Below are 25641 nucleotides of genomic sequence, written 5' to 3' on the forward strand. Positions count from 1 at the left end.
CCTACGACGCTAAGTCACCAGTAATGCAGGAGAATTAAGGTGGATAACAGCCCCGCAGCCGGAGCGACAGTCGGCGTGGATGTCGGAGGAACCTTTACCGATTTTGTTTTATTTGATCCGCAACGCCAGCAACGCTTTTTCCATAAACAGCCCAGCACGCCCGCCGATCCCGCTCTGGCGGTAAGTGACGGGCTGCGCGCCGTGCTGCTGAAAAGCGATTTGCCCGCCAGCGCGCTATCGCTGGTGTTGCACGGCACCACGCTGGGCCTCAACGCCATTATCCAGCGGCGCGGCGCGGATATCGCGCTGGTGATCAGCGCCGGTTTCCGCGATGTGCTGGAGATCGCGCGTGCGCGTATGCCGTCCTCCTTTGATTTTCATGCCGACCGCGAGCCGCCTTTTTTACCGCGTCAGCGCGTGCTGGAGATCCCGGCGCGGTTTAGTCCCGCCGGTGAAGTGACGCAGTGGCCAACTGAGGCCGAACTGGCGATGGTGGCATCCGAGGTTCTGCAACTTAAGGTAAGCGCGGTGGCGCTGGTGACCATCAATGGTTATGCCAATCCCACGCGTGAAGCGGAACTGGCAAGCGCGCTGGCTGCAAAGTTAGGCACGGTGCCGGTGCTCTCTTCGGCGCAGCTGTGGCCGGAGATTCGTGAATATGAACGCACGCTGGTGGCCGGGCTGAACGCCTATATTCAGCCGCTGATGCAGCGCTACTTTAACCGCTTGAGCGATTTACTGGCGCAGCAGGCGATTGACGTTCCCTTATTGATCACCGCGTCCAACGGCGGCGTGCTGCCGCTGGACGCCGCGCATCAGCGCCCGGTGGACACGCTGCTCTCCGGACCGGCATCCGGCGTGATTGCTGCGGCGCATCTGGCGTCCGGAACGGGCTTTGTCTCCTTTGATATGGGCGGCACCAGCAGCGATATCTCGCTGTCGCAGCAGGGCGAAATCGAACGCGTTAACCGCACCGAGATTGGCGGCCTGCCGCTGATTCTGCCGGTGGTGGGCGTATCGGCGATTGGTGCCGGCGGCGGCTCCATCGTGCATGTCGATGATTTCGGCATTCTCAAGGTTGGCCCAGAAAGTGCGGGCGCGGATCCGGGCCCGGTAGCCTATCAGCGCGGCGGCACGCAACCCACGCTCACCGATTGCTATCTGGTGAGCGGCATCTTATCCGCCGACGCGGCGTTGGCGGGCACCATCACGCTGGATCACGCCGCCGCACTTCGCGCACTCAGCGAATTGGGCGAAACGTTAGGTTTGGCGGCCGAACAGGTGGCAAGCGGCGCTATCGCAGTAGCCACCGCGCAGATGGCGACCGAACTGAACAAAGCGCTGGCGCAGCGCGGATTGACCGCCGATGGCTTGACGCTGATTCCCTTTGGCGGCGCGGGCCCGACCCACGCCAACTTCTTTGCCGAAGAGGCGGGCATCAACCGCATTCTGGTGCCGCTGCGTCCCGGCACGTTCTGCGCCGAGGGCGCGATCAGCGCTGATATCCGCCGCGACTTTGTGCGCAGCCTGCGCATCAACGTTACAGCGGAGAGCTACGGCAAAATCGCCGCCACCGTTGCGGAGCTGCATCAGCTGGCGCAAAAGTGGTTTGCCGAACAGGCCAGCCGCCTCAGCGAGCGCGCCCATTATCGGGTGGAAGCGGATATGCGCTATGCCGGACAGGCCTACGAACTCAGCGTCACTCTCGGCAGCCCGGCAAGCATCACGCATCAGCAACTGCTGGAACGTTTTCAGCAGCTGCATCAGCAGCGTTATGGCTTTAACACGCCTGACGCGGCCATTGAACTCACCACGCTGCGCCTGTCGCTGAACGCCGCGCTGCCGCGCCCTACCGATAAAACTTTTAACTCTGAGAATGAGATTGATGAGCCAGTTTCGCGCCCACTTTATCTGCGCGGCGGCTGGGTGAATGCGCGCATCTGGCAACGTGTGAACATCGGCACGCAGAGCCACATTCACGGCCCGGCGGTGATCGAACAAGACGATACCACCACGCTAATCTTGCCTGGCTGGTCGGCGTGCACCGATAGCAGCGGCAATCTGTTGATTGCGCGTGTAACGGGAGACGCAGCATGAAACTGGATGCCATCACTCTCGAAATCCTCAACCAAAAACTCACCGCGCTCACCGAAGAGATGTGCCACATCCTGCAGCGCACCGGACGCACGCTCTACGTCAAGGAAACTGCCGATTTTTGCTGCGCGGTGGCTGATCTACAAGGCCACTTCTTTGCCTATCCGAAAGGTATTGGCGTTTCCGGTTTTGTCGGGCTGAACGCGCTAACCGCGATTCAGGCGGTCGGCGAGGTTGCGCCCGGCGATGTGATTCTGACTAACGATCCCTGGCGCTCGCGCGGGCTGGCGACGCATCTGCCAGATTTGCAGGTGCTGGCGCCGTGGTTCATCGAAGGCGAACTGGTGGCGTGGGGCTGGGCTTTTTTACACGCCTCCGACGTTGGCGGGCGCGTGCCGAGCAGCATCTCGCCGACCAACAGCGATATTTATCAGGAAGGGCTGCAAATTCCGCCGGTCAAGCTGGTGCGTGCGGGTGAACTCAATTGTGATGTGATGAACATTCTCACCGCCAACAGCCGCACGCCGGAGGCGATTGCTGGCGATATTCAGGCGATGCTGGCCGCGCTCAATGCCGGTCGCGATCGTCTGAATCGCATCGTGGCGCAGCATGGCGTTACCAACGTCGTGCAGGCGCAGCAGGATTTGCAGGCTTACTCGGCCATTCGCGCGCGCCAGGTGCTGCGCCGCATTCCCGACGGCGTGTATCAGTTTGAAGATTACCTCGATGACGCCGCAGGCAGCGGCTTGCCGGTGCGGCTCGCCATCACCGCCACCTTTAACGATGGCAACGTGCATCTCGATTTCACCGGCAGCGATGCGCAGGTGGCGGCGGCGATCAATATTCCCAGCCACGGCGATCCGCATGCGTGGCTGACGCTGCGCATTTTGGCGCTAGTGTGCACGCTGGACAAAGGCGTGCCGCTGAATGCCGGATTACTCGCGCCCGTGACGCTGTTTGCGCCCGCTGGATCGCTGGTCAATCCGCACTATCCGGCGGCAGTTGGCGTACGCCATGCGGCGGCGGTGCGCGTGAATGATCTGCTGAACGGTTTGCTGGGGCAGCCGTTGCCGGACGTACTGCCCGCCGCCAGCGGTGGCGCCATCATTCCGCTGGTGATCGCCGAAGTGGCGCGCAATGGCCGCGAGCAGAATGTGCAGGTGATCGAACCGCTGGTCGGCGGCGGCGGGGCGCGTTGGGGGCATGACGGCATCGACGGCCGCGACAACAGCATCTCCAATCTGGCGAACAATCCGGTGGAGATGGTGGAAGCGGAAACCCATATCGAAATCCGCCAGTACGCGCTGCGCCCCGGTTCTGCCGGCGCAGGACAATGGCGTGGCGGCATGGGCCAGCAGATCCGCGTGCGCATTCTGCAAAATGACAGCACGCTGCTGGCGCGCGGCATGGAGCGCATGCTGTTCCAGCCGTGGGGCGTGCAGGGCGGTCAGCCGGGGCAATCGACCACGCTGACGCTTAATCCTGATGTCGCGGGCGGCCAGCCACTCGGCAAGATCGATCTGCTGAGCGTCAACGCCGGTGACGAAGTGCTGCTGCAAACGCCCGGCGGCGGCGGTTGGGGCGATCCCTTCAAGCGCGATGCGCTGGCGGTGCAAAACGATGTCGATAACCACTTGCTGAGCCACACCGATGCCGCGCAGCACTATGGCGTGGTGCTTACCGATAACGGCATTGATGCCGCGGCCACCGCCGCCTTGCGCAACCAACCGCGCGCAGCGTCATCTTCTTTCGGCGCTGCGCGCGAGAACTGGCAAACGCTGTTTGATGGCGATGTGCTGACGCGGCTCAATCAGCTGCTTTATCCACTCAGCCCGGCCGAACGCCAGCGCCATCGCTCTGCGGTGTTTGCCGCCGCGTTAGCGCAGTTACCGGCAGATTTTCCCCGTTCAACTTCTCCAGCTATCGCGACGGCGCGCCAGGCGTTTGCCGCTGCGCTGCGCGCGCTGGAGAGTGAACTTTCAGCGTCAATTACCTCAATACCAGGAGATGGCCATGCGCCAGTCAAATAACAAAAAAATCCTGCTCACCGCGCTGGTGGGCATCTTGATCAGCGGTGCGGCGAGCGCGGCTGAAACCACAGACTCGGTGATCGTTGGCGTTTACGGCGGTGACTGGGAGAAAAATATCCGCGCGTCCGGTCTGGAGCAGTTTGCCAAAGATAATCACCTGAAGCTGACCGTGGTGCCGGGCGCGGATGCCGAATGGTTTGCCAAGTTGCGTGCCGCCAAAGGCCGTCGTTCGCCGTATGACGTGGTGGTGTTCCAGCCCGATACCGTGCAGCGCGCGCAGGCGGCGGGCTTGCTGCAGCCACTGGATGCCAAAGATATTCCCAACCTGAATAATCTGTATAAGAGCGTGCAGTCGCGCTTTGTGTATAACAATCAAACCTACGCCGCCGCTTTCAGCCTCGGCCAGCTCGGGCTGGCTTATCGCAGCGATCTGGTGAAAACCCCGCCAAAAAGCTGGCTCGACTTGTGGAATCCGGAATACAAAGGCCACGTAGCGATTTCATCGCCAACCTACGCCGCCGGTTTGCAGTTCTTCGCGGGCTTAGTGCACGCGTTGGGCGGCGAACTCAATCAGCCTGCCGCCGTGGACAAAGCCTTCACCAAACTGGCGGAACTGCGCGGCAACGCGGTGGCGTTCCCGGACAGTCCGGGCGCGATTCAAACCCTGCTGGAGCGTGGCGATGCGTGGGTGGTGCCGTACTGGGATGGCCGTGTGTTTGCGCTCAAGCAGCAAGGCATGAAAGTTGATTTCGTCTATCCGTCCGATGGCCCGGTTGTCGGTGCCGCGAACTGGGTGATTCCAAAGGGCGCGCCGAACCTCGCCAACGCCTATAAAGTGGTTAACGCCATGTCTGCGCCCGACGTGCAGAAAGCCTTCTCGGATAAATCACTGTATGGCATGACCAATAAAGACGTGCAGTACAGCGACAACCTGAAGAAGCAGGTGAAAGTGGGCGAAGCAGCCTACAGCAAACTGATCTGGATTGATTACAGCACCGCCACGCCGCAGCTGGCGGACTGGACGCGTCGCTGGAGCCAGGCGCTGGGTGGTGCCAAATGAGTTCAGTCGTCATTGACGGCGTAGCGCGGCAGTTTGATCACCATCGCGCGCTGAATGACGTCAGCATCACCATCGAGCAGGGTGAGTTTTTCTCCCTGCTCGGGCCGAGCGGCTGCGGCAAAACCACGCTGCTAAATATCATCGCCGGATTTTTGTCGCCGAATAACGGGCGCGTGTTGATTGGTGGCAAGGATGTCACCGCGCTGCCGCCGTATCAGCGCCACATCGGCATGGTGTTCCAGAACTACGCGCTGTTTCCGCATCTGAGCGTGGGCGATAACGTCGCGTTCGGGCTGAAGGTGCGCAAAGTATCGCGCAGCGAACAGCAGCGTCGTGTCACCGAAGCGCTAAAGCAGGTGCGACTGGAAGGGCTGGCGCAGCGCATGCCGCATCAGCTTTCCGGCGGACAGCAGCAGCGCGTAGCGATTGCGCGTGCGCTGGCGATTGAACCGCAGGTGCTGCTGCTGGATGAACCGCTGTCGAACCTCGATGCGCGCCTGCGCAAGGAGATGCAGGACGAACTGCGCGCGTTGCAGCAGCGTGTTGGCATCACCACGGTGCTGGTGACGCACGATCAGGAAGAGGCGCTGACGCTGTCGGATCGCATTGGCATTCTCGGCCAGGGCGAGCTGCAGCAGATTGGCGCACCCGCCGCGCTCTATCGCCAACCGGCGAATCGCTTTGTCGCGGAGTTTGTCGGACAGGCCAATCTGTTCCATGCCTCTGCGCACAACGGACTTTACCAGGCGCGCGATCACTTTGTAGCCGCCGGATCAGCGCTGCAACTCAGCGCCGCGCAACCGGCAAGTGCTTCATCGTTGCTGATTGTGCGTCCCGAGCGCGTGCAGTTCTCCAGCGAGCCGCAGCAATTTACCAGCAACGGCAGCGCCGCCAGTGTGAAAGAAGTGAGTTTTGCCGGTGCGACCTTGCGGCTGGTGTGCCAGCTGCCGGGCGGCGGCGAGATCCGCGTGCAGCCCGCAGAAGCGCACTTTTCACAGCTGCCCGCGCCGGGCGATCGCTGCTATCTGCACTGGCAAGCGGCGGATGTCATCGTACTGCCCGCGCAGGAGCGCGCCTGATGAAGATCGCCACGCGTAATCTGTTTCCCTGGCTACTGCTGACGCCATCGCTACTTTTTCTGCTGCTGTTTTTTCTGGTGCCGCTGCTGCTGCTGTTCGACCAAAGCCTGACCAACGTTGATAGCCTGCTCAATCCGCTGCCCGGTTACAGCCTGGCGCAATATGTGACGGTGTTTGCCGATGCGCAATATCTGCACGCGCTCTGGACCACGCTGTGGGTGTCGTTGCTCACCGCCGCGATTACCGTGCTGCTGGCGTGGCCGGCGGCGTGGCTGCTGGTGACGACGCAGCGGCGCGGCTGGCGCACGCTGCTGTATGTGATCCTGATTTCTCCGCTGCTCACCAGCGTGGTGATCCGCACCTTCGCGTGGATTGTGCTGCTGGCGCAGAACGGTTTGATCAACGGCTTCCTGCTGTTCACCGGCCTGATTCCGCAGCCGCTGAGTCTATTGTGGAACATGAATGCGGTGATCATCGCTTATGTGCAGGTGATGCTGCCGTTTGCCGTGCTGCCGCTGATTACCTCGCTGAATGAAATCGCGCCCTCGCTGCGATTGGCGGCGATGAGTCTGGGTGCTACGCCCGCGATGACCTTCCGCCGCGTGGTGCTGCCTTTGACGCTGCCCGGCATGCTGACCGGTTTCATCATCGTCTTTTCCCTCGCGGCGGGCAGCTACATCACGCCGTTGCTGATTGGTGGGCGCTTACAGCCGCTGCTGCCGATCGCCATTTATCAGCAGGCGATGCAGATCGCTAACCTGCCGCTGGCGGCGGCGCTGTCATTGACGTTGCTGGTGATGACCTTGATTGTCGCCGGGATTGCGGGCGCGTTCCTGAAACGCTGGGAGAAGAAAAATCATGGATAACACGCAAAGCCTGGCACAGCGCCTGACGCAGTTCGGCGTGACGCTGGCGGGCATCGTGATTTACGCCTTTTTAGCGCTGCCGGTGCTGGTAATTGTGCTCTCGGCGTTTAGCCCGGAACCCTATCCGCAGTTTCCGCCGCAGGGATTCTCGCTGCGCTGGTTTAGCGCGCTTTTACAGGATGACGGTTGGATCGCGTCGCTGTGGATCAGCGCCTTGCTGCTGGTGATCGTCACGCCAATCACCGTGGTGCTGGGTACGTTTGCCGCCTGGTCGCTGGCGCGGCTGGAGTTCCGCTATCGCGAAGCCTTGCAGGCGTTTATTCTGTCGCCGCTGATGATACCGCAAGTGGTGCTGGGTATTGCGTTGCTCTATGTGCTGACGGCGGCGGGTATCGCCGGGATGATCAGCGGGCTGGTGATTGGCCATGTGGTGGTGGCGCTACCGTATGTAGTGCGCACCGTTAGCGTGAGCCTGGCGGCAATGGATAAGCGGCTCGAAGCGGTATCGATGAGTTTGGGCGCGGGGCGCTGGTATACGTTTCGCCACGTCACGCTGCCGCTCATTAAGCCCGGCATTCTGGCCGGTGCGGTATTTGCGGCGGTGACCTCGTTTGGTGAAGTCTCCGTGAGCCTGTTTCTCAGCGCGCCAGACACCATCACCGTGCCGGTTCGGGTATTTAATTACGTCGATCAGACTTTCGATCCTACGGTGAATGCGATTTCGGTGATCTTTATTATCTTCGCGGTGCTGATTTTAATGGTGATTGAGAAAACGATTGGGCTGGTGAAGTTGAGTTAGATTGTTCGGTTATCGCCGCCGTGATGGGGAAATAATGGGATCGTTGCGTGATAAATAATGGATATTGCGTTTACGAGTCTTTCTCAGAAAATTCTTTAGTTAAACGAGTAAACCGCACTGGTAAGTGCGGTTTTTTTATGAATACGGATCACAACTGGCTAAATTTTCGCTTCACTGAATTTTATTATTCCCCTATGGTTTGCATGGTTAACAGGATTAACTATAGGGATATATATGTACCACAGTGATGCGGTCATACGGCAGCTTCAGGCGCAAAGGATTCTGGCAGAAAAGCTCGACAACGCCGTTTCCGGTGTTATTGATGCAGTTTCGGATCAGGTCAGTAAGATCAATAAAGGGGCGACCCGGCTTTCATTTTATGCATTGTGTTTTACTGATGAATATTATGATGTCTGTAAAAAACAGGCCATCGAAGATAAGCGTTTCATGATGGGAATGGTGCAGTTAGTAAAGGACCGGCGCATTGTTTTCGAACTTCTAAAAACCTACATTGAATATCAGCTTGAGAACCGTTCTATGCGGCAGATTGCGGTAATTAAAAGCCAGCTGATGCGGTTGAATATTCACATTGCGGCAAGCACGCTGACATCAAACGCCTTTGCGGTCGGGGCGACAATGGCAGTGATTTTGGCAATGAATATCAGGTTTCCGGTTGCCAAAAGTATTGGTGGTTATTTTGGCGACGCGGTGGGGGTGCTGACAATATACTGTATCGTCCAGAATGCGGCAGAAAGCGCCAAAAGGTTGCAGGTCATGCATCCGGCTTATTATCAGGCGCTATACATACGCAGGCTTGAAATGATGTATTTTCTCATTGAGGATGAATTTATCCGGGCAGGTGCGCTCACGAATAAAAGGCTTTCCGAATATGAACTCGCTCAGGTGCTCGCGAAACTAATGGGAAGGGCATGAAACGTTTCCTAAAGCAATGGCTGAGGTCCCAATCCAAAATGCTGCTGCGTATCTACGTGCCGGTTATTATTACCGTGCTGTACGGTATGTTCAAATTTTACCTATACCCCGACAGCGGCATGCTGAGCGTGGGGATCGTTTACCTGTGTGCGTATATTTTTGTTGTTTATAAATGTCGAAAACTTTAAAGGATTAAATATGTCAACTCCAGCACATCTCTGGTTAGAAGATGAAAGCGGTTCGCCAATTGTGGGTTCGTGCATGATGCCGACCAGACTCGGTTCGATAGAGCTCAATTCGGTCATGCATAATATTACCATCCCGGTGGACCCGCACACCGGAAAGCTGACAGCCACACGCATTCATGCACCGATATCCGTTCAAAAAGAGTTTGATAGAACAACGCCGGTGCTGTTTCGAGCATTGTGTCAGGCCAGAACGCTGAAATCTGCAACCATCAAGATGTACCGAATTAACGAAGCGGGCATTGAGGTTGAGTATTTTAATATCCACCTGGATAACGTCAAAATCTCCAGCATTTCACCGGCTCTGCTGCCAAACGGCCAGACCAGCACGCATCTGGAAAATATTGAGCTACGATATGAAACGATCACATGGAAATACGTGGACGGAAATATTGTGTTTAAGGATGGATGGAATGAGAGGATGATTGCTTAGCTTTTGGCTAAGATTGCTGACGCTGAGGATTAGAAATACATGAACAAAATCGCATTGCTCAAAGACGATATAACCAAAGTACCAGCAGACGTATTTTTGAACGCGACAAATACCTCCTTAGCCGTTTTTAACGGGTAGGCGAATAAGACACTGAATCGTTTAGTTTCCCTATATCAGCACAGGGGTACATAGATTTCCTAAAACGTTGAAGACTGAGATTTAGCTTCACGGTATAGTATCATTGCCCTATAGATTGCAAGGTTAATGGAATTAAAATAGGGATATATATGTACCACAGTGATGCGGTCATAAAACAGCTTCAGGCGCAAAGGATTCTGGCAAAAAAATTCTACAACAAAGTTTCTGGCGTTATAGATGCAGTTTCCGGTCAGGCCAGTAAGAACAATAAAGGGCGGTCAGGCTCTCTTTACCACGCATAATATATTTGTTAGCTCTAAATGATGTATTTCATTATCGAACCTTCATTCATGCGCGCTGATGCGCTTAAAAGCCAATGGCTTTCAGATCACGAAGTCGATGAGGGATTGATGAAGTTAGTAGGGAAATAATGAGGAAATTTTTAAAACAATGGTTAATATCAGAATCGAAATTTCTGATCTGCACTTACGTGCCGATAGTATCAACAATACTTTTTTCGCTGCTACAAAGCTACTTTTTTCCAGATAGCAGTATGTTAGGTGTAGGGATATTTTATCTGTGTTCTCTTTCATTTGTTATCTACAAATGTCGTTAAATTTAAGAGTGTAATAAAGCATATTTAGCGTGCTGAAACATAATGCTCTTCAGGTTTGCATACGAGTAGGTTGGAGTGAACAAGGATGGGGTATTTGAAGAGATGGTTAGTAGAACAATTAAAATTGTTGTTATGCATCTATGTTCCGGTCTTATGTACTCTCGTGTTTGGTGTGCTTAAAGTTTATTTCTATCCAGAGAGTGGAATGATGAGCGTGGGCCTTGTATATATTCTCACGCTAATAATTTCTGTTAATAAATTTCGCTAAATTCAGAGGAATTAATATGTCAACTCCAGCACATCTCTGGTTAGAAGATGAAAATGGTTCTCCGATTGTAGGTTCGTGCATGATGCCGAGCAGACTCGGTTCGAGAGAACTGAACACGGTGATGCACAACATCACAATCCCAGTAGATCAGTAAACGGGAAGGCTGGCAGCCACAAGGATTCATGCACCAATATCTGTTCAAAAGGAGTTTGATAGAACAATCCCGGTGCTGTTTCGAGCATTGTGTCAGTGCAGAACGCTGAAATCTGCGACCATCAAGATGTACCGAATTAACGAAGCGGGTATTGAGGTTGAGTATTTTAATATCCACCTGGATAACGTCAAAATCTCCAGCATCTCTCCGACTCTGCTGCCAAACGGCCAGACCAGCACGCATCTGGAAAATATTGAGCTACGATATGAAACGATCACATCGAAATACGTGGACGGAAATATTGTGTTTAAGGATGGATGGAATGAGAGGATGATTGCTTAGCTTTTGGCTAAGATTGCTGACGCTGAGGATTAGAAATACATGAACAAAATAGTATTGCTCAAAGACGATATAACCAAAGTCCCAGTGGAAGCCATTGTGAACGCCGCCAATACCTCCTTGCTGGGCGGCGGCGGAGTTGATGGCGCCATCCATCGTGCGGGTGGGCCAGCGATTTTGGCTGAGTGTCAGAAAATCAGAAATCGACAAGGTGGCTGTAAAGTCGGAGATGCAGTGATCACCACGGCGGGTGATTTACCAGCAAAATATGTTATTCACACCGTTGGTCCACACTGGCATGACGGACGACATGACGAAGAAACGCTATTGAAGAATGCCTATCTGAGCTGTTTTAAACTGGTAGAAGAATACGGCATTCAAACCGTTTCGTTTCCTAATATCAGCACTGGTATATACAGATTTCCGAAAGTGCTGGCGGCTGAAATCGCACTAGCCGTGATTGATCAGTGTTTGCGTGAGAACGCCAATATCGAGCAAGTCAATTTGGTCTGCTTTGATGAGGAAAATTACGACCTGTATTCAAAAATGCTTGGGCAATAAAGTTCTGTATAATTTCATTCAGCCGCACTCGAATAACGATATATTTACGGTTGGCTAGACAACATTGATGGCTATCTTATCGCCATCTTAAGCCGGGAAAAATGGCATTTTTTTACCCTTACTCAATAATCAAAAGGAATGGTTAATAACATGGGGTTTAGATTTCGAAAATCGATAAGCATTATTCCCGGTGTAAGGATGAACCTGAGCTCCTCGGGTGCGAGCATGAGTGTTGGGCCGCGAGGGGCATCCGTTTCGTTCGGCAAACGCGGTACTTATGCCAATCTGGGACTTCCAGGGACGGGATTGAGCTATCGAACTCGTTTAGATCGAGCAAGTGCAGCGAGCAGAAAACGCAATGCTTCTCGACAAGAGGATCCCTATTTACGGCAAGAGCTTGAGCAAGAGGTGGAAGCGCTTAATCAGGCTGTAGACGATATTGTGAATATCTATCTCCTTACACCTGATCCTCGTACGGGGCATTCCTACTCCGAGCTCGAAGCGCATTATCGGCAGTTGATGTTGCAGCCCTACAATGTGCCTGCACCTGTCCGTCCCGAAAAGCCCGTTCCTCTTATTGCACCTGAACAACCTGAAGACAATCAAGGTCGTGGTCTTATTGGACGAATATTTGAATCAGCTTCTGCTCGCCAGGATCGGCAAACACGTAATATTGAGCAATGGCAACGAGAAGTAAAAGAGTGCGAACAGGAAAACGAACTTTTTCTGAAGCGATATCAGGCGATGCGTCAGCGCTGGGCGGAGCTATACGCTAACTGGAAATTCGATGCGGCTGAACATGAAAAGAAGATTGCAAGCAAGTTGGCAAATATTGAATCGCAATTCGCCACCGATAACAGCTATTTCGAATCACTTCTGTCCGAAGTCATTCAAGCTGCAGACTGGCCACGCGAGACGCTGGTGTCGTTTCAGGTGAATGCCTCCACATCTGAAATTCTCATTGAAGTAGATTTGCCAGAATATGAAATGCTGCCTACTTCATCAGTACGGGTGAATACCCGTGGAACAGAGATTATTGAAAAAGAGTTGTCACAAAAGGCGATGCGAGAACGTTATGCTTTGCATGTGCACGGTATCGTATTGCGGCTGGCTGGTATGGCTTTTTGCGCGCTGCCATTTAATACCGTTATCATTAGCGGCTTTACTCAGCGAATCAGTAAACAGACCGGGCACTTAAATGATGAATACATCCTATCCTCACGTATTGAACGTTATTTATTTGAACGGCTCAACTTTAGCAATCTGGAAAATGTCAGCCCGATTGACGCTTTTGATAAATTCCAAACACAGCGTCGCATGAGCGCAACATTCATTTTTCAACCCGTTACACCTATTGTTTGAGAAGATGATCGCGGCCTCTACTACTCGGAAACCCTAACCAAATTTGACGCGACCGCATTGATTCAGTCTATATCGGGTGACAAAAGGATCTGTAATAACCCCACACCCATAAAAAAAGCGGCCCTAAGGCCGCCAAAACCCTCAACTGCAGTGAACATTGAGGAAGGAGGATAATAAACGGGTTAGCCTTTCACGCCACCAGCCGTCAGGCCGCTGACCAGCCAGCGTTGGGCTAGCAGGAACACCAGCGTAATTGGAATTGCAGAGAGCACCGCCGCAGCGGCAAAGTCGCCCCACAGATAGTTTTGCGGGTTGAGATATTGCTGCATGCCGACCGCCAGCGTGTAGCTATTCACATCGCGCAGCAGCAGCGAGGCGACCGGCACTTCGGTGACGGCGGCGATGAACGCCAGAATAAACACCACCGCCAGAATCGGCACCGAGAGCGGCAGCAGCACCAGCCGGAACGCCTGCCATGGCGTGGCGCCATCCAGCGCGGCGGCTTCTTCCAGCGAACCGTCGATGGTTTCGAAATAGCCTTTAATGGTCCAGACGTGCAGGGCGATGCCGCCGAGATAGGCAAAGATCACGCCGCCATGCGTATTCAGGCCGATAAACGGCAGATATTGTCCCAAGCGATCAAACAGCGCATAGAGCGCCACCAGCGACAGCACCGCTGGGAACATCTGGAAAATTAGCATGCCTTTAAGCAGCGTGGCGCGCCCGGCAAAACGCATGCGCGCAAAGGCATACGCGCAGGTGGTGGAAAGCGCCACAATACCAATCGCGCTGATGGCGGCGATTTTCACCGAGTTCCACAGCCACAGCAGCACCGGGAAGGGCGGCGGCGTCACGCGGCCATCGGCGTGCTCCACGCTGAAACCTAACGCCAGCTGCCAGTGTTCCCATGAAATCTGCTCCGGGATCAGCGAGCCGGTGGCGAAGTTACCGGCGCGCAGTGAGATGGCGAACACCATCAGCAGCGGAAACAGGATTCCCGCAATAAACATCAGCAGCAGCAGATGCGTCATAAACAGACGCAGCTTTTGCGATTTGGGTTGCACCATAGCCATAACGCCTCCTTAATCGAATTTCATTCGCACGGCTTTTAGATTGATTACCGCCAGCGCGCCCACCAGCAGGAAGATCAGCGTGGCAATCGCCGCCGCCAGACCAAAATCCTGTCCGCCGCCACCTTCAAACGCAATGCGCCAGGTGTAATTGACCAGCAAATCGGTGTAACCCGCTGGCGTGGTGGTGCCGATACGATCCGGTCCGCCATTGGTCAGCAGCTGCACCAGCACAAAGTTATTAAAGTTAAAGGCAAAGCTGGCGATCATCAGCGGCATCAGCGGCTTTAACAGCAGCGGCAGGGTAATCAGGAAGAAGTTCTGCAGCGGCCCGGCACCGTCCATCGCCGAGGCTTCATAGAGATCGTCCGGAATCGCTTTCAGCAGCCCCATGCAGAGAATCATCATGTAGGGATAACCCAGCCAGGTGTTGACGATCACCAGCATGGTGCGCGCCAGCGTTGGATCGCTGAACCACGCGGGCTGAAAGCCAAACAGCGCTTTCAGCATCACGTTGATTTCCCCAAAGCTCTGGTTGAATAAGCCTTTGAAGATCAGTATCGAGATAAACGCAGGCACGGCGTAAGGCAAAATCAGCATCACGCGATATACCGCTTTGCCTTTCAGCGCTTCCCATTGCACCAGACACGCCAGCACCATGCCGACCGCCACGGTGAGAATCACCGTCACAAACGAAAACAGCAGCGTCCAGCCAAAGATCGCCAGAAACGGTTTTTGAATCCCTTCATCGGTAAACACGCGAATGAAATTCTTCCAGCCGGTATTCACCGTGAAGCCCGGACTCAGCGCCTCGCCGCTGCTGTTCTGATAGAAACCGCTTTCACGATTGGCCTGATATAGTGCGCCGCTTTGCTGATTTTTCAGGTCGCCGTTGGCTTGCAGTACATACAACGGGCGCGTACCGGAGAACTGACGCAGCGAGCTCATCACCACCTGACGACCATCCGGCAGTTCGGCCTGAATCTGGTTTAGCGCCTGGCGGTTGGTGGTGACGATACGCAGCGTGGCGCGTTCGCCCGGCGGTGGCGGGGCGCTGGTGAGTTTCAGCTTTTGCGCTCCGCCAAAGGCAAACGCAGGTGAAACGAAGGTTTGCCCGTTGGCCGCTTCGGTCAGCACCAGCTGCCAGCGATCGCCCGCCGGGATCAGCGAGAAGTTCAGCGCCGAACCATCCTGATACTGACGGCTCAGCAACACCTGTTGCGCACGTTCCAGCGTCAGCTGGTTGGTGCTGCTGTAGTTGGTAAAGGCAATCGCCACGGTACAGGCGAGGGGAAACAGTACGAATAGCGCCATACCCGCGAGTCCGGGATAGACATAGCGCCAGGCGTAAGCGCGACGATTGGCATAAATCCAGATGCCGACGGCGCTGATAATCAGCGTCACCAGCGCAAACAGATATTCACCTTTTGCATACATCAGCACGAGCAGATAGCCGACCAGCAGACAGCAGATACCGAGAAAAAGAGCCTTCAGCACGGCGCTGAACCGTGCTGTTTTCGGTTTTCCTGACATGATGCGGTTTTCCTTAACAGCCAGTAACGAGCCGGATTGCGCCGGCTCTGGTAGAGAGGATTACTTGTTGAGTCGTGCCTGCGCATCTTTCAGCGCCGCATCGACGCTTTGACGTCCGCTCAGCGCATTCAGCGTGGCGGTGCGCATCGCGTACCAGAAGGCGGCCATCTGCGGAATGTTCGGCATGATGTCGCCGTTGCGCGCGTTGGTCATGGTGGCGGCAATGCGCTCATCTTTTTCCAGCGTCTGCTGGAACGATTTCAGCGCCACCGCGCCGAGCGGTTTGTCTTTGTTAACCGCATCAAGACCGGCGTCGGTCAGCAGGTAATTTTCCAGGAACTCTTTGGCCAGCTCTTTATTCGGGCTGGCGGCGTTGATGCCGGCACTCAGCACGCCGACGAAAGTTTTCGAATTTTTGCCATGCAGCGTGGGCAGCAGCGTGACGCCGTAGTTGATTTTGCTCTTATCGATGTTGCTCCACGCCCACGGCCCGTTAATGGTCATGGCGGTTTGCCCCTTGTTAAAGGCGGCTTCGGCGATGGAGTAATCGGTATCGGCATTCAGCGTTTTGGCCTTCACCTGATCAACAAGGAAGCTCATGCCCGCTTTGGCCCCCGCGTTATCCACGCCGGTATCTTTTACGTCGTAGCGGCCATCGTTGAGCTTAAAGGCATAAGCGCCGCCCGCCGCTAGCAGCGGCCAGGTGAAATACGGCTCCTGCAGATTAAACATCATGGCGCTCTTGCCCTGCGCGCGCATTTTCTTATCAATGGCGGCGATCTCTTCCCAGGTTTTTGGCGGCTCAGGCAGCAGATCTTTGTTGTAGATGAGGGACAAGGACTCAACCGAAATCGGATAACCGATCAGCTTGCCGTTGAAGCGCACCGCGTCCCAGGTGAAGGGGAAGATTTTCTCCTGGAAGCGCGCGTCCGGTGAAATCTCCGCTAACAAGCCTGACTGCGCATAGCCGCCAAAGCGATCGTGCGCCCAGAAGATGATGTCCGGGCCGTCGCCGGTGGCGGCCACCTGCGGATACTTCTCTTCCATTTTGTCCGGATGCTCAACCGTCACTTTAATGCCGGTCTCCTGCTCAAACTTTTTACCCACTTCAGCCAGGCCGTTGTAGCCCTTGTCGCCGTTGATCCAGATGACCAGCTTTCCCTCTTCAATCTTTGCAACGGCAGAAGCTGAAAACAGCACGGCCGTCAGGGCGGAAAGGGCAAGAATGCGTGCACCGGTTTTCATTGTCATAACTCCATCCTGTTAGCGGAAACGGAAATCGTTTTACCTGCCACATTGTGAGTATCTGCCGCCGCTTCTCATCCTCCCCGGCTCTACGCCTGCTTATCACCTGATGTGATCTGCGTTGCAAAACCACCCGGTTATCACGGGCTGGCGCACACAATCGTCGCTCTGCTCTGCGTCATAGCTCACAAAAATGGTTGCCTGCCGCGTTTTATCAGACAGGTTTGCAAGATCTCCTCCTCCCGTCTCCTCCCCCACGCTGACGCCATGCGGTGGAGGATGTCGGCCTTGATGTCCTTGCCCATAGTGGTCGCCGGGGTCTGTCCGCCGACTTGCGGACAAGGAATAGCAAGCTGAGAGGAAAGCATCATGTCGAGCGTTACGTTGCGCAGTGTCTCCAAGGTGTGGGGCGAAACCGAGGTGTCGAAAAACATCAGCCTTGAGATCGCCGAAGGCGAGTTCGTGGTTTTTGTCGGACCTTCAGGCTGCGGCAAATCGACGCTGCTGCGCATGATTGCCGGTCTGGAAACCATCACCAGCGGCGATCTGTTTATTGGCGACAAACGCATGAATGAGGTGCCGCCCGCCGAGCGCGGCATCGGCATGGTGTTTCAGTCCTACGCGTTGTATCCCCACCTTTCGGTGGCTGAGAACATGTCGTTCGGCCTGAAGTTGGCCGGCACGCGCAAAGCGGAGATTCAGCAGCGCGTCAATCAGGTAGCGGAAGTGCTGCAGCTGGCGCATCTGCTGGATCGCCGTCCGAAAGCGTTGTCGGGTGGTCAGCGTCAGCGCGTAGCGATTGGCCGTACGCTGGTGGCGGAACCGCGGGTGTTTTTACTCGATGAGCCGCTCTCCAACCTCGATGCCGCGTTGCGCGTGCAGATGCGCATCGAGATCTCACGCCTGCATAAGCGTTTGAAGCGCACCATGATTTACGTCACCCACGATCAGACCGAAGCGATGACGCTGGCTGATAAGATCGTGGTGCTGGATGGCGGCCACGTTGCCCAGGTCGGCAAGCCGCTCGAGCTGTATCACTATCCCGCCAATCGTTTTGTTGCCGGCTTTATCGGCTCACCGCGCATGAATTTCTTACCGGTGAAAGTCACCGCCACCGCCATCGATCAGGTTCAGGTGCGTTTGCCAAGTACCCAGCTGGTGTGGCTGCCGGTCGACAGCGCCGGTGTGCAGGTGGGCAGCAACATGTCGTTAGGCATTCGTCCCGAACATCTGCTCTCCAGCGATATCGCTGACGTCACCCTCGAAGGCGAGGTGACGGTGGTGGAGCAGCTGGGACACGAAACGCAAATTCACATCCAGATTCCCGCCATTCGTCAAAGCCTGGTTTATCGCCAGGAGGACGTCGTGCTGGTAGAAGAGGGCGCCCTGATGGGCATCGGCCTGCCGCCAGAGCGTTGCCATCTTTTCCGTGAAGATGGCAGCGCCTGTCGCCGGCTCCATCAGGAACCCGGTGTTTAGCCCTGCAAAACAATAAAAGCAATGACCTCAGGAGATAGAAAATGTTAACTCTGCGCAAACTCCCTATCGCGGTTGCTATCGCGGCAGGCACGCTCGCTGCCCCGTCGATGGCAGTCGATTTTACCGGCTATGCCCGTTCCGGCATCGGCTGGACCGGCAGCGGCGGGGAACAGCAATGTTTTCAGGCCACCGGCGCTCAAAGTAAATACCGTCTGGGCAACGAATGTGAAACCTACGCTGAGCTGAAGCTGGGCCAGGAAGTGTGGAAAGAGGGCGATAAGAGCTTCTACTTCGATACCAACGTCGCCTATTCGGTTTCTCAGCAGAATGACTGGGAAGCGACCTCGCCCGCGTTCCGCGAAGCCAACGTCAAGGGCAAAAACCTGATCGACGCGCTGCCGGGTTCCACCATCTGGGCCGGTAAGCGTTTCTACCAGCGTCATGACGTGCATATGATCGACTTCTACTACTGGGATATTTCCGGTCCTGGTGCCGGTCTGGAAGATGTCGATCTCGGCTTCGGCAAACTCTCCTTTGCCGCCACGCGCTCCTCCGAAGCGGGCGGTTCTTACACCTTCTCTAGCGATCAGATCCGTGATTACGCCACCAGCACCGCCAACGACGTGTTTGATGTGCGCCTCGCAGGTCTTGAAACCAACCCGAACGGCGTGCTGGAGCTGGGCGTCGATTATGGCCGCGCCAACGCGCGTGACGGTTATCGCCTGGAAGATAACGCCTCCAAAGATGGCTGGATGTTCACCGCCGAACACACGCAGAGCATGCTGAAGGGCTACAACAAATTCGTGCTGCAGTACGCCACCGATGCGTTGACTTCACAGGGCAAAGGGCTGCCGCAGGGCACCAACATCAACAACAGCGGCAGCATGTATCGCGTACTCGATCACGGTGCAATTAGCCTCGCCGAACGCTGGGATCTGATGTACGTCGCCATGTACCAGAACACCGATCTCGATAACAACCGTGGTACCGAGTGGTACACCGTGGGTGTGCGCCCCATGTACAAATGGACGCCAATCATGAGCACGCTACTTGAAGTGGGCTACGACAACGTGAAGTCGCAGCAGGTTAACGAGCGCAACGGCCAGTACAAAGTGACGCTGGCGCAACAGTGGCAGGCGGGCGACAGCATCTGGTCGCGTCCGGCACTGCGTCTGTTCGCAACCTACGCCAAGTGGGATGAGAAATGGGGCTACAGCAAAGACAGCTCAGGTGATTTGACCTCCTTTGCTTCTAACGACAGCAGCGGCAACGGCATTCTGACCAACAGCCGTGGCAACGACGATGAGGTGACATTCGGGGCGCAGATGGAGATTTGGTGGTAATGCACCCGCATGTGGCTTAACTGAGACAATCTCTTTTCGGCGCGGCGCGCCATTGCCTGGTTCGCGCCGCCGCCTGACAGTTTTTGAGGTTATACAATGAGAATGAAAAAAACGGTTTTTGCGCTCTGCCTGAGCGCCGCGCTGCTGGCCGGCCAAAGTTTACCGGCGCTCGCGGATGTCAATTTGGTGCCACAGGATCTCTCTGCCGCGCCCACATTCCCCGCCGCCAGCCTGCAAACGCTGAGCTGGCTGCCGGTCGATACCTCCCGCACGCAGGTCACTACGCTGAGCGAGAGCCACAGCAACCTGAATGCAGCGGGCGTGAAGGGTTCGGTGGCGGCCTACAGCTTGCCAGCCAATATCGGTGAACTCACCATTACGCTGAGCAGTGAAGTGAAACAAAATCAGGTGTTCGCACCGAATGTGCTGGTGCTGGATGAGAACATGCGTCCGGCGGCCTGGTTCCCGGCGCGCTTTTTCACCTACCAGCAGCCGGGCGTGATGGCGGCGGATCGGCTGGAAGGCGTGATGAAACTGACGCCTGCGCTGGGTCAACAAAAGATTTATCTGCTGGTATTCACCACCGATAAGGATTTAACCGAAACCACCACGTTATTGGATCCGGCGAAAGCCTACGCACGCGGTACTGGCAATGCGGTGCCGGATATTCCCGATCCGATTGCGCAGCACAGCCGCGATGGCACCTTGAAACTCAAAGTGAAAACCAGTTCAGGTTCATCCATTTTGGTTGGACCACTGTTTGGATCATCGAGTCCTGCGCCGGTAACGGTGGGCAATACGCAGCCGGTTGCGCCGGCGACTTATCGTGCTGCCCCGGTTTCGGATGCAAAACCTAAACCGATCATGACGGATACCGAAGGTTACTTTAATCAGAACATCCGCGAAGCCGTTGAGAAGGGCAATATCGATAAGGCGTTGAAGCTGCTGGATGAGGCCGAGCGTTTAGGCTCCACGTCGGCCAGACAGGTGTTTATCAGCAGTGTTAAAGGCAAGGGGTAATCCGCCCCGGCAGTGCTGATTTGTCCCATCTGGTGCGCTTCGGCGCACCTTTTTTTCAGGAGTGGGCACTGGCGTATCTGCTTCGTCACGGGCCGTCCTCGCGCCGCTAGCGCGGTGCCTTCAGCTTTCACGTCGTGCCGACGGACCATTCGGGGATCGGCCTTCCTGGCCGGCCCCGAACTGCCTCACGCATCCATGCGTGAGTCTCCTGGCTCAACGTAAAAGCCTCAGCGCTGCGGATAGCCCTTATGCCGAAGCAGATACGCCAGTGCTGCTAGCAATGTGCCCATTTAACAGCAGGCACTCGAGCTCATTGGCAGGCCGGGGTCACTTTCGGGCAGGCGATCCGCAGCGCTGAACGAAGCGAGGAAGCCAGGAGAGCCCGCAGGACGCGGGCGAAAGGCGGAGCCGGGACAGGGAAGTCCCGTCTCCGCCGGTCCGTCAGGCTGACGAGTGAAGTGAAGGTACCGCGCATGCGGCGCGAAGGCTGCCGGACCGAAAGTGACCCCGGCCTGCAACTATGCAAGGCAACCAATAGCGACTAAGCATTACGCCTCCGTTGATCAATATCCGCCAATAACGCGTTTATCTCCGCATCAGCAAACATCGCCTCCAGCGAGGCGCTGAGTTTGCGCCGCCAATTGGGATATTGGCGGGTGGTGCCAGGAATATTCACCGGGGAAGCCATATCCAGCCACTCTTCAGGTTGCAGGCCCAGCAGCGCGCTATTGCTGTCGGCCAGGTAACGCTGCATCGCCGCACTTAACCCGCGATCCATCACCTGCGGTTCGGCCTGTTCGGGCAAGCAATTACTGCGTTGCAGGCTCTTGAACAGCGCGCGGCGCGCGGCTAAGCGTGACTTATTCAGCCCGGCAAGAATCTGCTTATCAGGATAAAGCCCCAACTCGCTGCCCAGCCGTAAATCGTCGCTTTGCCACCAGCCGCGCAGGGTCGGCATATCGTGAGTAGTAGCGACCGCCATCGCCTGACGTGGCCAGCGGGCGGGGGCGCGAAAGGCCACTTTGGACGTCTGCTCAAAATAGAGCACTTTGTAGGAGTAAACGCCCGCCTGGTAAAGCTTGCCGATGATCTTCTCCGGCACCGTACCCAAATCCTCACCAATCACCATGCAGTGATGACGCTGGCTCTCCAGCGCCAGAATCGCCAGCAGATCGTCGATGGGATAATGCACATACGCGCCTTCGGCCGCGCTTTCGCCCTGCGGGATCCACCACAGTCGCAGCAGCGCCATCACGTGATCGATGCGCAGCGCGCCGCAGTCGTGCATGTTGGCGCGCAGCAGATCAATCCACGGCTGGTAGGCGCGCGCCTGCATAATCTGCGGATCCATCGGCGGCAATCCCCAGTTCTGGCCCAGCGGGCCGAGGATATCCGGCGGGGCGCCGACGCTGGCCTGTAAGCAGTAAAGCTCGCGATCGCTCCAGGTTTCCGCGCCGCCCTGCGCCACGCCCACCGCCAAATCGCGGTATAAGCCAATCGGCATCGCCTGCTGCTGGCACACCGCCCAGCAATCAGCAAACTGGCGCGCGGCCAGCCATTGCAGCCACAGATAAAAGCGCACTTCATAGGTGTGTTCGATGCGGAATGCGCGTACCGCCGCGCTGTTGGGCGACTGCAACGCCGCAGGCCAGGTTGTCCAGTCGTAACGCTGAGGGTCTTCGGCGATCTGCGCGGCGTGCAGCGCATCAAACACGCCCTGATGCAGCAGACTTTCACCGCCTTGCTGCATAAAACGTTCAAAGGCGACAACCAGGCCATCATCCCCACCGCGCTGCCTGAACTGCTGCCAGGCGAAACGCAGCGCCTCCAGCTTGAGGCGAGTAACCGCTGAGTAATCGACCCACTCAGCGTCCCGCGCCGCCCGTAGCGCCTGCTGTGTGCTGGTCGCCTGCCACCAGCGTTGCGCTTCTTCACTCAGCGTAAAATCCTCAACGGCGGCGACATCGATATACAGCATATTGAGCCAGCGCCGCGACGAAGGGCTGTAAGGGCTGGCGCTTTCCGGCGTTGCCGGGAACAGCGCATGCAGCGGGTTCAGCCCAATACAGGCACCGCCGCGCTGCGCGACCTCGACCAGCATCTGCTTTAAGTCGCTGAAATCGCCGATTCCCCAGTTGGACGCCGACCGCAAGGTATACAGCTGAATGCAGGCGCCCCACAGCGATTGCCCTTGCTGGATGGCTGGCGGCTCGTAACAGCGCACGGGCGCGACAATAATCCGACAGTGAAATGTCTGCTGCTGGGCGCTAAAGCTGAGCTGGTAATAACCCAAAGGCAGCGCAGGCAAAGCGATCGGTTGGTTGGCGATAGCGCGCCCTTGCCAGCGTTCGCCCTGTTCCGCGATCAGCTGCCATTCGCCTGCCATGCCGGGCGCAGGCAGCACAATCTCCGCGTGTTCTTTCTGTACGATCAATACCGGCGGTAGCGGCGAAGCGTGCGGTTGCGCGGGATGCATCGCCGCCAGCAAACGCTGGCGGGTAACGGCAGAAACCGATTGCAGCTGGCCGTGCGCGTCGATGTATTCGCTGGCAATTTCGGCGGTTGGCGTCATGGTGCTGTTCATCGCGCGGCCTGCCAGATGCGTTGCTGATAGTCGCGGATGGCGCGATCGGCGCTGAACATGCCGCAGCGCGCGGTGTTGAGAATCGCGGCGCGCGTCCAGCCATGCTGATCGGCCCACAAGGTTTCTGCCTGCGCCTGTGCGTTGAGGTAGTGACGAAAATCGGCCAGCACCAGATAAGGATCGCCGCCTTTGGCGCTCAGGCTTTGCAGCAGCGGCTCGAACGCGGTGACGTCGCCGTCGCTGAAGGTGCCGTCTTCTAACGCTTTCAATACCCGATCCAGCTGCGCATCTTTTTTGCGCCACGCGTCAGGCGAGTAACCTTCTGCTTGCAACGCGCTGACCTGATCAACGGTATGACCAAAGATAAAGATATTGTCGCGCCCAACCTGCTCAGCGATCTCCACATTGGCGCCATCCAGCGTGCCGATGGTTAAGGCGCCGTTCAGCGCCAGCTTCATGTTGCCGGTGCCGGATGCCTCTTTGCCAGCGGTAGAAATCTGCTCGGAGAGATCCGCCGCCGGGATCAGCCGCTCGGCAACCGTAACGTTGTAATCAGGCACAAACACCACTTTCAGGCGATCGCCAATGCGCGGATCGTTGTTGATGGTGGCCGCCACTTTGTTGATTGCATAGATGATGTTTTTGGCCAGCACGTAACCCGGCGCGGCCTTGGCACCAAACAGCACCACGCGCGGCGTCAGGTTGGCCTGCGGATCGCTCACCAGCGTTTGCCACAGCGCGATAATGTGCAGTAGCGCCAGATGCTGACGCTTGTACTCGTGCAGGCGCTTGATCTGCACATCAAACATCGCCTCAGGATTCACCTGGATGCCGGTGCGTTCTGCAATCCAATGCGTCAGCGCAACCTTGTTCTGCTGCTTGATGGCGCGATACTGCGCCTGGAATGCGGCGTGATCGGCGTAGGTTTCTAACGCTTTCAGCTGATCGAGATCGGTGAGCCACGGCTGATCGAGGGTTTGGCTGATCAACGCCGCCAGCGCCGGATTGCACTGATTAATCCAGCGGCGCGGTGTGATGCCGTTGGTGACGTTATGGAATTTCTCCGGCCACAGCGCGTGATATTCCGGGAACAGATCTTTCACCACCAACTGCGAGTGCAGCGCCGCCACACCGTTCACCGCAAAGCCGCTGGTGACGCAGAGATTGGCCATGCGCAGCTGGTTATTGTGAACCAGCGCCAGTTTCGCCCAGGTCACTTCGTCGCCCGGCCAGCGCGCTTCCACCTGCTTCTTCAACTGAGCATTTAGTTGGGTAACGATCAGCATGTGGCGCGGCAGCAGGGCGCGCACCATGCGCACATCCCAGCACTCCAGCGCTTCAGGCATCAAGGTGTGATTGGTATAGGCAAAGGTGTGCTGGGTAATATGCCACGCCTCGTCCCAGCTCAGCGCGTGTTCATCCAACAGCAGGCGCATCAGCTCGGGGATCGCCAGCGTGGGATGGGTATCGTTGAGCTGAATCACTTCATGATCCGGCAAGCTGGCAATGCTACGGCCGGCGCGCTGATGACGGCGCAGAATATCCGCCAGCGAGCAAGCGCACTGGAAATACTGCTGCATCAGGCGCAGCTTTTTGCCGTTGTCGTGATTGTCGTTGGGGTAGAGCACTTTAGTGAGTTTTTCAGCTTCAATGCCCGGCTGCTCGGCGCGCAGAAAATCCCCGTTATTGAAGCGCTGCAGATTAAACGGCTGCGCATGTTTCGCCTGCCACAAGCGCAGCGGCTGAGTGACGCCATTCTGATAACCGACCACCGGCAGATCCCAGGCTTCGCCGAGAATTTGCACCGCCGGCTCCCAGCGCGCAACGCCATTATGGGTGCTGACTTTGCCGCCGAGATGCACCGGCACAGTTAACGCCGCGTTATGGTTAAACCACGGATAGCTGTCGCGCTGCCAGTCATCCGGCATCTCCTGCTGCGCGCCATCAACAAAGTGCTGGCGGAACAGACCGTACTGATAACTGAGTCCGTAGCCGGTGGCGGGTTGTCCCACGGTTGCCATCGAATCGAGAAAACAGGCGGCGAGCCGGCCCAAACCGCCGTTGCCCAGCGCCGGATCGGTCTCACACGCTTCCACGTCGCTCAGCGTGATATTCCACTCGGCCAGCGCCTCGTTCACCTCGTCATACCAGCCAAGGTTGAGCAGATTGTTGCCGGTGAGACGACCAATCAAAAACTCCATTGAGATGTAGTTAACGTGACGCTGCGGCGTGGCCGCAGGCGGCGCAGGCATCTCCGCCAGCATGTCGGCCAGTGCGCCACTCAGCGCCTGCCACCATTGGTTTGGCGTCATCTCTTGCGCATCGTGCAGACCAAAACGTTGCCATTGTCGGGTTAGCGCGTGTTTAAAACGGGTGCGATCAAATTTCAT

General features: G+C 56.5%; 18 protein-coding genes and 1 pseudogene. 14 read left to right on the forward strand and 5 right to left on the reverse strand.

The genetic code is table 11. The annotated features are described in order from the left end of the window. Positions 1 to 39 precede the first annotated feature (39 nt). The 11 genes and pseudogenes from AAF463_RS20225 (at position 40) to AAF463_RS20275 (ending at position 12977) form a co-directional block, all read left to right on the forward strand. Positions 40 to 2097: a hydantoinase/oxoprolinase family protein gene (locus AAF463_RS20225; RefSeq protein WP_350262321.1), complete on the forward strand. Its 2058-nt coding sequence runs from the start codon at positions 40 to 42 to the stop codon at positions 2095 to 2097. Beyond that, positions 2094 to 4124, forward strand: a complete 2031-nt coding sequence (locus tag AAF463_RS20230) for a hydantoinase B/oxoprolinase family protein (RefSeq protein WP_350262322.1) — start codon at positions 2094 to 2096, stop codon at positions 4122 to 4124. The genes AAF463_RS20225 and AAF463_RS20230 overlap by 4 nt, the downstream gene beginning before the upstream one ends. Then, positions 4108 to 5184: an ABC transporter substrate-binding protein gene (locus AAF463_RS20235; RefSeq protein ID WP_350262323.1), complete on the forward strand. Its 1077-nt coding sequence runs from the start codon at positions 4108 to 4110 to the stop codon at positions 5182 to 5184. Before AAF463_RS20230 ends, AAF463_RS20235 begins: the two co-directional genes overlap by 17 nt. Continuing rightward, entirely contained in the window at positions 5181 to 6263 is a 1083-nt protein-coding gene (locus AAF463_RS20240; RefSeq protein WP_350262324.1) for an ABC transporter ATP-binding protein, read from the forward strand. Before AAF463_RS20235 ends, AAF463_RS20240 begins: the two co-directional genes overlap by 4 nt. Beyond that, positions 6263 to 7129 carry an ABC transporter permease gene (locus AAF463_RS20245; protein ID WP_350262325.1) on the forward strand — a complete coding sequence of 289 codons (867 nt, stop codon included), beginning with the start codon at positions 6263 to 6265 and terminating at the stop codon, positions 7127 to 7129. The genes AAF463_RS20240 and AAF463_RS20245 overlap by 1 nt, the downstream gene beginning before the upstream one ends. After that, positions 7122 to 7928: an ABC transporter permease gene (locus AAF463_RS20250; protein WP_217547923.1), complete on the forward strand. Its 807-nt coding sequence runs from the start codon at positions 7122 to 7124 to the stop codon at positions 7926 to 7928. Before AAF463_RS20245 ends, AAF463_RS20250 begins: the two co-directional genes overlap by 8 nt. Before the next feature lie 234 nt (positions 7929 to 8162). Continuing rightward, positions 8163 to 8861 carry a hypothetical protein gene (locus AAF463_RS20255; protein ID WP_350262326.1) on the forward strand — a complete coding sequence of 233 codons (699 nt, stop codon included), beginning with the start codon at positions 8163 to 8165 and terminating at the stop codon, positions 8859 to 8861. A 198-nt stretch (positions 8862 to 9059) separates the two neighbouring features. After that, on the forward strand, positions 9060 to 9539 hold the full coding sequence (gene tssD / locus AAF463_RS20260; protein WP_271460267.1) for a type VI secretion system tube protein TssD: 480 nt from the start codon (positions 9060 to 9062) through the stop codon (positions 9537 to 9539). Between the two features lie 1038 nt (positions 9540 to 10577). Beyond that, a pseudogene (gene tssD, locus AAF463_RS20265) lies at positions 10578 to 11057 on the forward strand (type VI secretion system tube protein TssD). A 39-nt stretch (positions 11058 to 11096) separates the two neighbouring features. After that, on the forward strand, positions 11097 to 11615 hold the full coding sequence (locus AAF463_RS20270) for an O-acetyl-ADP-ribose deacetylase (protein WP_101761282.1): 519 nt from the start codon (positions 11097 to 11099) through the stop codon (positions 11613 to 11615). 150 nt (positions 11616 to 11765) lie between these two features. Further along, complete coding sequence (locus tag AAF463_RS20275; RefSeq protein ID WP_350262327.1) at positions 11766 to 12977, forward strand: DUF4236 domain-containing protein; 1212 nt, start codon at positions 11766 to 11768, stop codon at positions 12975 to 12977. Positions 12978 to 13159: 182 nt separating this feature from the next. On the opposite strand, the gene malG is transcribed toward AAF463_RS20275, so the two are convergent. From malG to malE, 3 genes are read right to left on the reverse strand one after another with little or no spacing between them, the layout of a single operon-like run. Further along, on the reverse strand, positions 13160 to 14050 hold the full coding sequence (malG, locus tag AAF463_RS20280) for a maltose ABC transporter permease MalG (RefSeq protein ID WP_350262328.1): 891 nt from the start codon (positions 14048 to 14050) through the stop codon (positions 13160 to 13162). A 9-nt stretch (positions 14051 to 14059) separates the two neighbouring features. After that, positions 14060 to 15580, reverse strand: coding sequence for a maltose ABC transporter permease MalF (gene malF, locus AAF463_RS20285; protein ID WP_137387054.1), 1521 nt, complete (start codon positions 15578 to 15580; stop codon positions 14060 to 14062). 60 nt (positions 15581 to 15640) lie between these two features. Next, a complete protein-coding gene (malE, locus tag AAF463_RS20290) occupies positions 15641 to 16831 on the reverse strand; it encodes a maltose/maltodextrin ABC transporter substrate-binding protein MalE (protein WP_222184228.1) in 1191 nt (396 codons plus the stop codon). Between the two features lie 363 nt (positions 16832 to 17194). On the opposite strand from malE, the gene malK reads away from it, so the two are divergent. From malK to malM, 3 genes are all read left to right on the forward strand, one after another. After that, positions 17195 to 18304, forward strand: coding sequence for a maltose/maltodextrin ABC transporter ATP-binding protein MalK (gene malK, locus AAF463_RS20295; RefSeq protein WP_350262329.1), 1110 nt, complete (start codon positions 17195 to 17197; stop codon positions 18302 to 18304). Between the two features lie 41 nt (positions 18305 to 18345). Continuing rightward, complete coding sequence (locus AAF463_RS20300) at positions 18346 to 19647, forward strand: maltoporin (protein WP_222234095.1); 1302 nt, start codon at positions 18346 to 18348, stop codon at positions 19645 to 19647. A gap of 96 nt (positions 19648 to 19743) precedes the next feature. Further along, complete coding sequence (gene malM, locus AAF463_RS20305) at positions 19744 to 20667, forward strand: maltose operon protein MalM (RefSeq protein WP_350262330.1); 924 nt, start codon at positions 19744 to 19746, stop codon at positions 20665 to 20667. Positions 20668 to 21208: 541 nt separating this feature from the next. Here malM and malQ read toward each other — a convergent pair. Together malQ and malP are read right to left on the reverse strand one after the other, a co-directional pair. Beyond that, positions 21209 to 23251 carry a 4-alpha-glucanotransferase gene (gene malQ / locus AAF463_RS20310; protein ID WP_350262331.1) on the reverse strand — a complete coding sequence of 681 codons (2043 nt, stop codon included), beginning with the start codon at positions 23249 to 23251 and terminating at the stop codon, positions 21209 to 21211. After that, on the reverse strand, positions 23248 to 25641 hold the full coding sequence (gene malP, locus AAF463_RS20315) for a maltodextrin phosphorylase (RefSeq protein WP_350262332.1): 2394 nt from the start codon (positions 25639 to 25641) through the stop codon (positions 23248 to 23250). The genes malQ and malP overlap by 4 nt, the downstream gene beginning before the upstream one ends.

The sequence above is a fragment of the Pantoea sp. BJ2 genome (genome assembly GCF_040255075.1).
Taxonomy (GTDB): domain Bacteria; phylum Pseudomonadota; class Gammaproteobacteria; order Enterobacterales; family Enterobacteriaceae; genus Pantoea; species Pantoea leporis.

Coding starts and splice junctions, on each gene's coding strand:
- AAF463_RS20230 (WP_350262322.1), top strand. CDS start 2,094: ATGAAACTGGATGCCATCACTCTCGAAATCCTCAACCAAAAACTCACC.
- AAF463_RS20235 (WP_350262323.1), top strand. CDS start 4,108: ATGCGCCAGTCAAATAACAAAAAAATCCTGCTCACCGCGCTGGTGGGC.
- AAF463_RS20240 (WP_350262324.1), top strand. CDS start 5,181: ATGAGTTCAGTCGTCATTGACGGCGTAGCGCGGCAGTTTGATCACCAT.
- AAF463_RS20245 (WP_350262325.1), top strand. CDS start 6,263: ATGAAGATCGCCACGCGTAATCTGTTTCCCTGGCTACTGCTGACGCCA.
- AAF463_RS20250 (WP_217547923.1), top strand. CDS start 7,122: ATGGATAACACGCAAAGCCTGGCACAGCGCCTGACGCAGTTCGGCGTG.
- AAF463_RS20255 (WP_350262326.1), top strand. CDS start 8,163: ATGTACCACAGTGATGCGGTCATACGGCAGCTTCAGGCGCAAAGGATT.
- tssD (WP_271460267.1), top strand. CDS start 9,060: ATGTCAACTCCAGCACATCTCTGGTTAGAAGATGAAAGCGGTTCGCCA.
- AAF463_RS20270 (WP_101761282.1), top strand. CDS start 11,097: ATGAACAAAATAGTATTGCTCAAAGACGATATAACCAAAGTCCCAGTG.
- AAF463_RS20275 (WP_350262327.1), top strand. CDS start 11,766: ATGGGGTTTAGATTTCGAAAATCGATAAGCATTATTCCCGGTGTAAGG.
- malG (WP_350262328.1), bottom strand. CDS start 14,050: ATGGCTATGGTGCAACCCAAATCGCAAAAGCTGCGTCTGTTTATGACG.
- malF (WP_137387054.1), bottom strand. CDS start 15,580: ATGTCAGGAAAACCGAAAACAGCACGGTTCAGCGCCGTGCTGAAGGCT.
- malE (WP_222184228.1), bottom strand. CDS start 16,831: ATGACAATGAAAACCGGTGCACGCATTCTTGCCCTTTCCGCCCTGACG.
- malK (WP_350262329.1), top strand. CDS start 17,195: ATGTCGAGCGTTACGTTGCGCAGTGTCTCCAAGGTGTGGGGCGAAACC.
- AAF463_RS20300 (WP_222234095.1), top strand. CDS start 18,346: ATGTTAACTCTGCGCAAACTCCCTATCGCGGTTGCTATCGCGGCAGGC.
- malM (WP_350262330.1), top strand. CDS start 19,744: ATGAGAATGAAAAAAACGGTTTTTGCGCTCTGCCTGAGCGCCGCGCTG.
- malQ (WP_350262331.1), bottom strand. CDS start 23,251: ATGAACAGCACCATGACGCCAACCGCCGAAATTGCCAGCGAATACATC.
- malP (WP_350262332.1), bottom strand. CDS start 25,641: ATGAAATTTGATCGCACCCGTTTTAAACACGCGCTAACCCGACAATGG.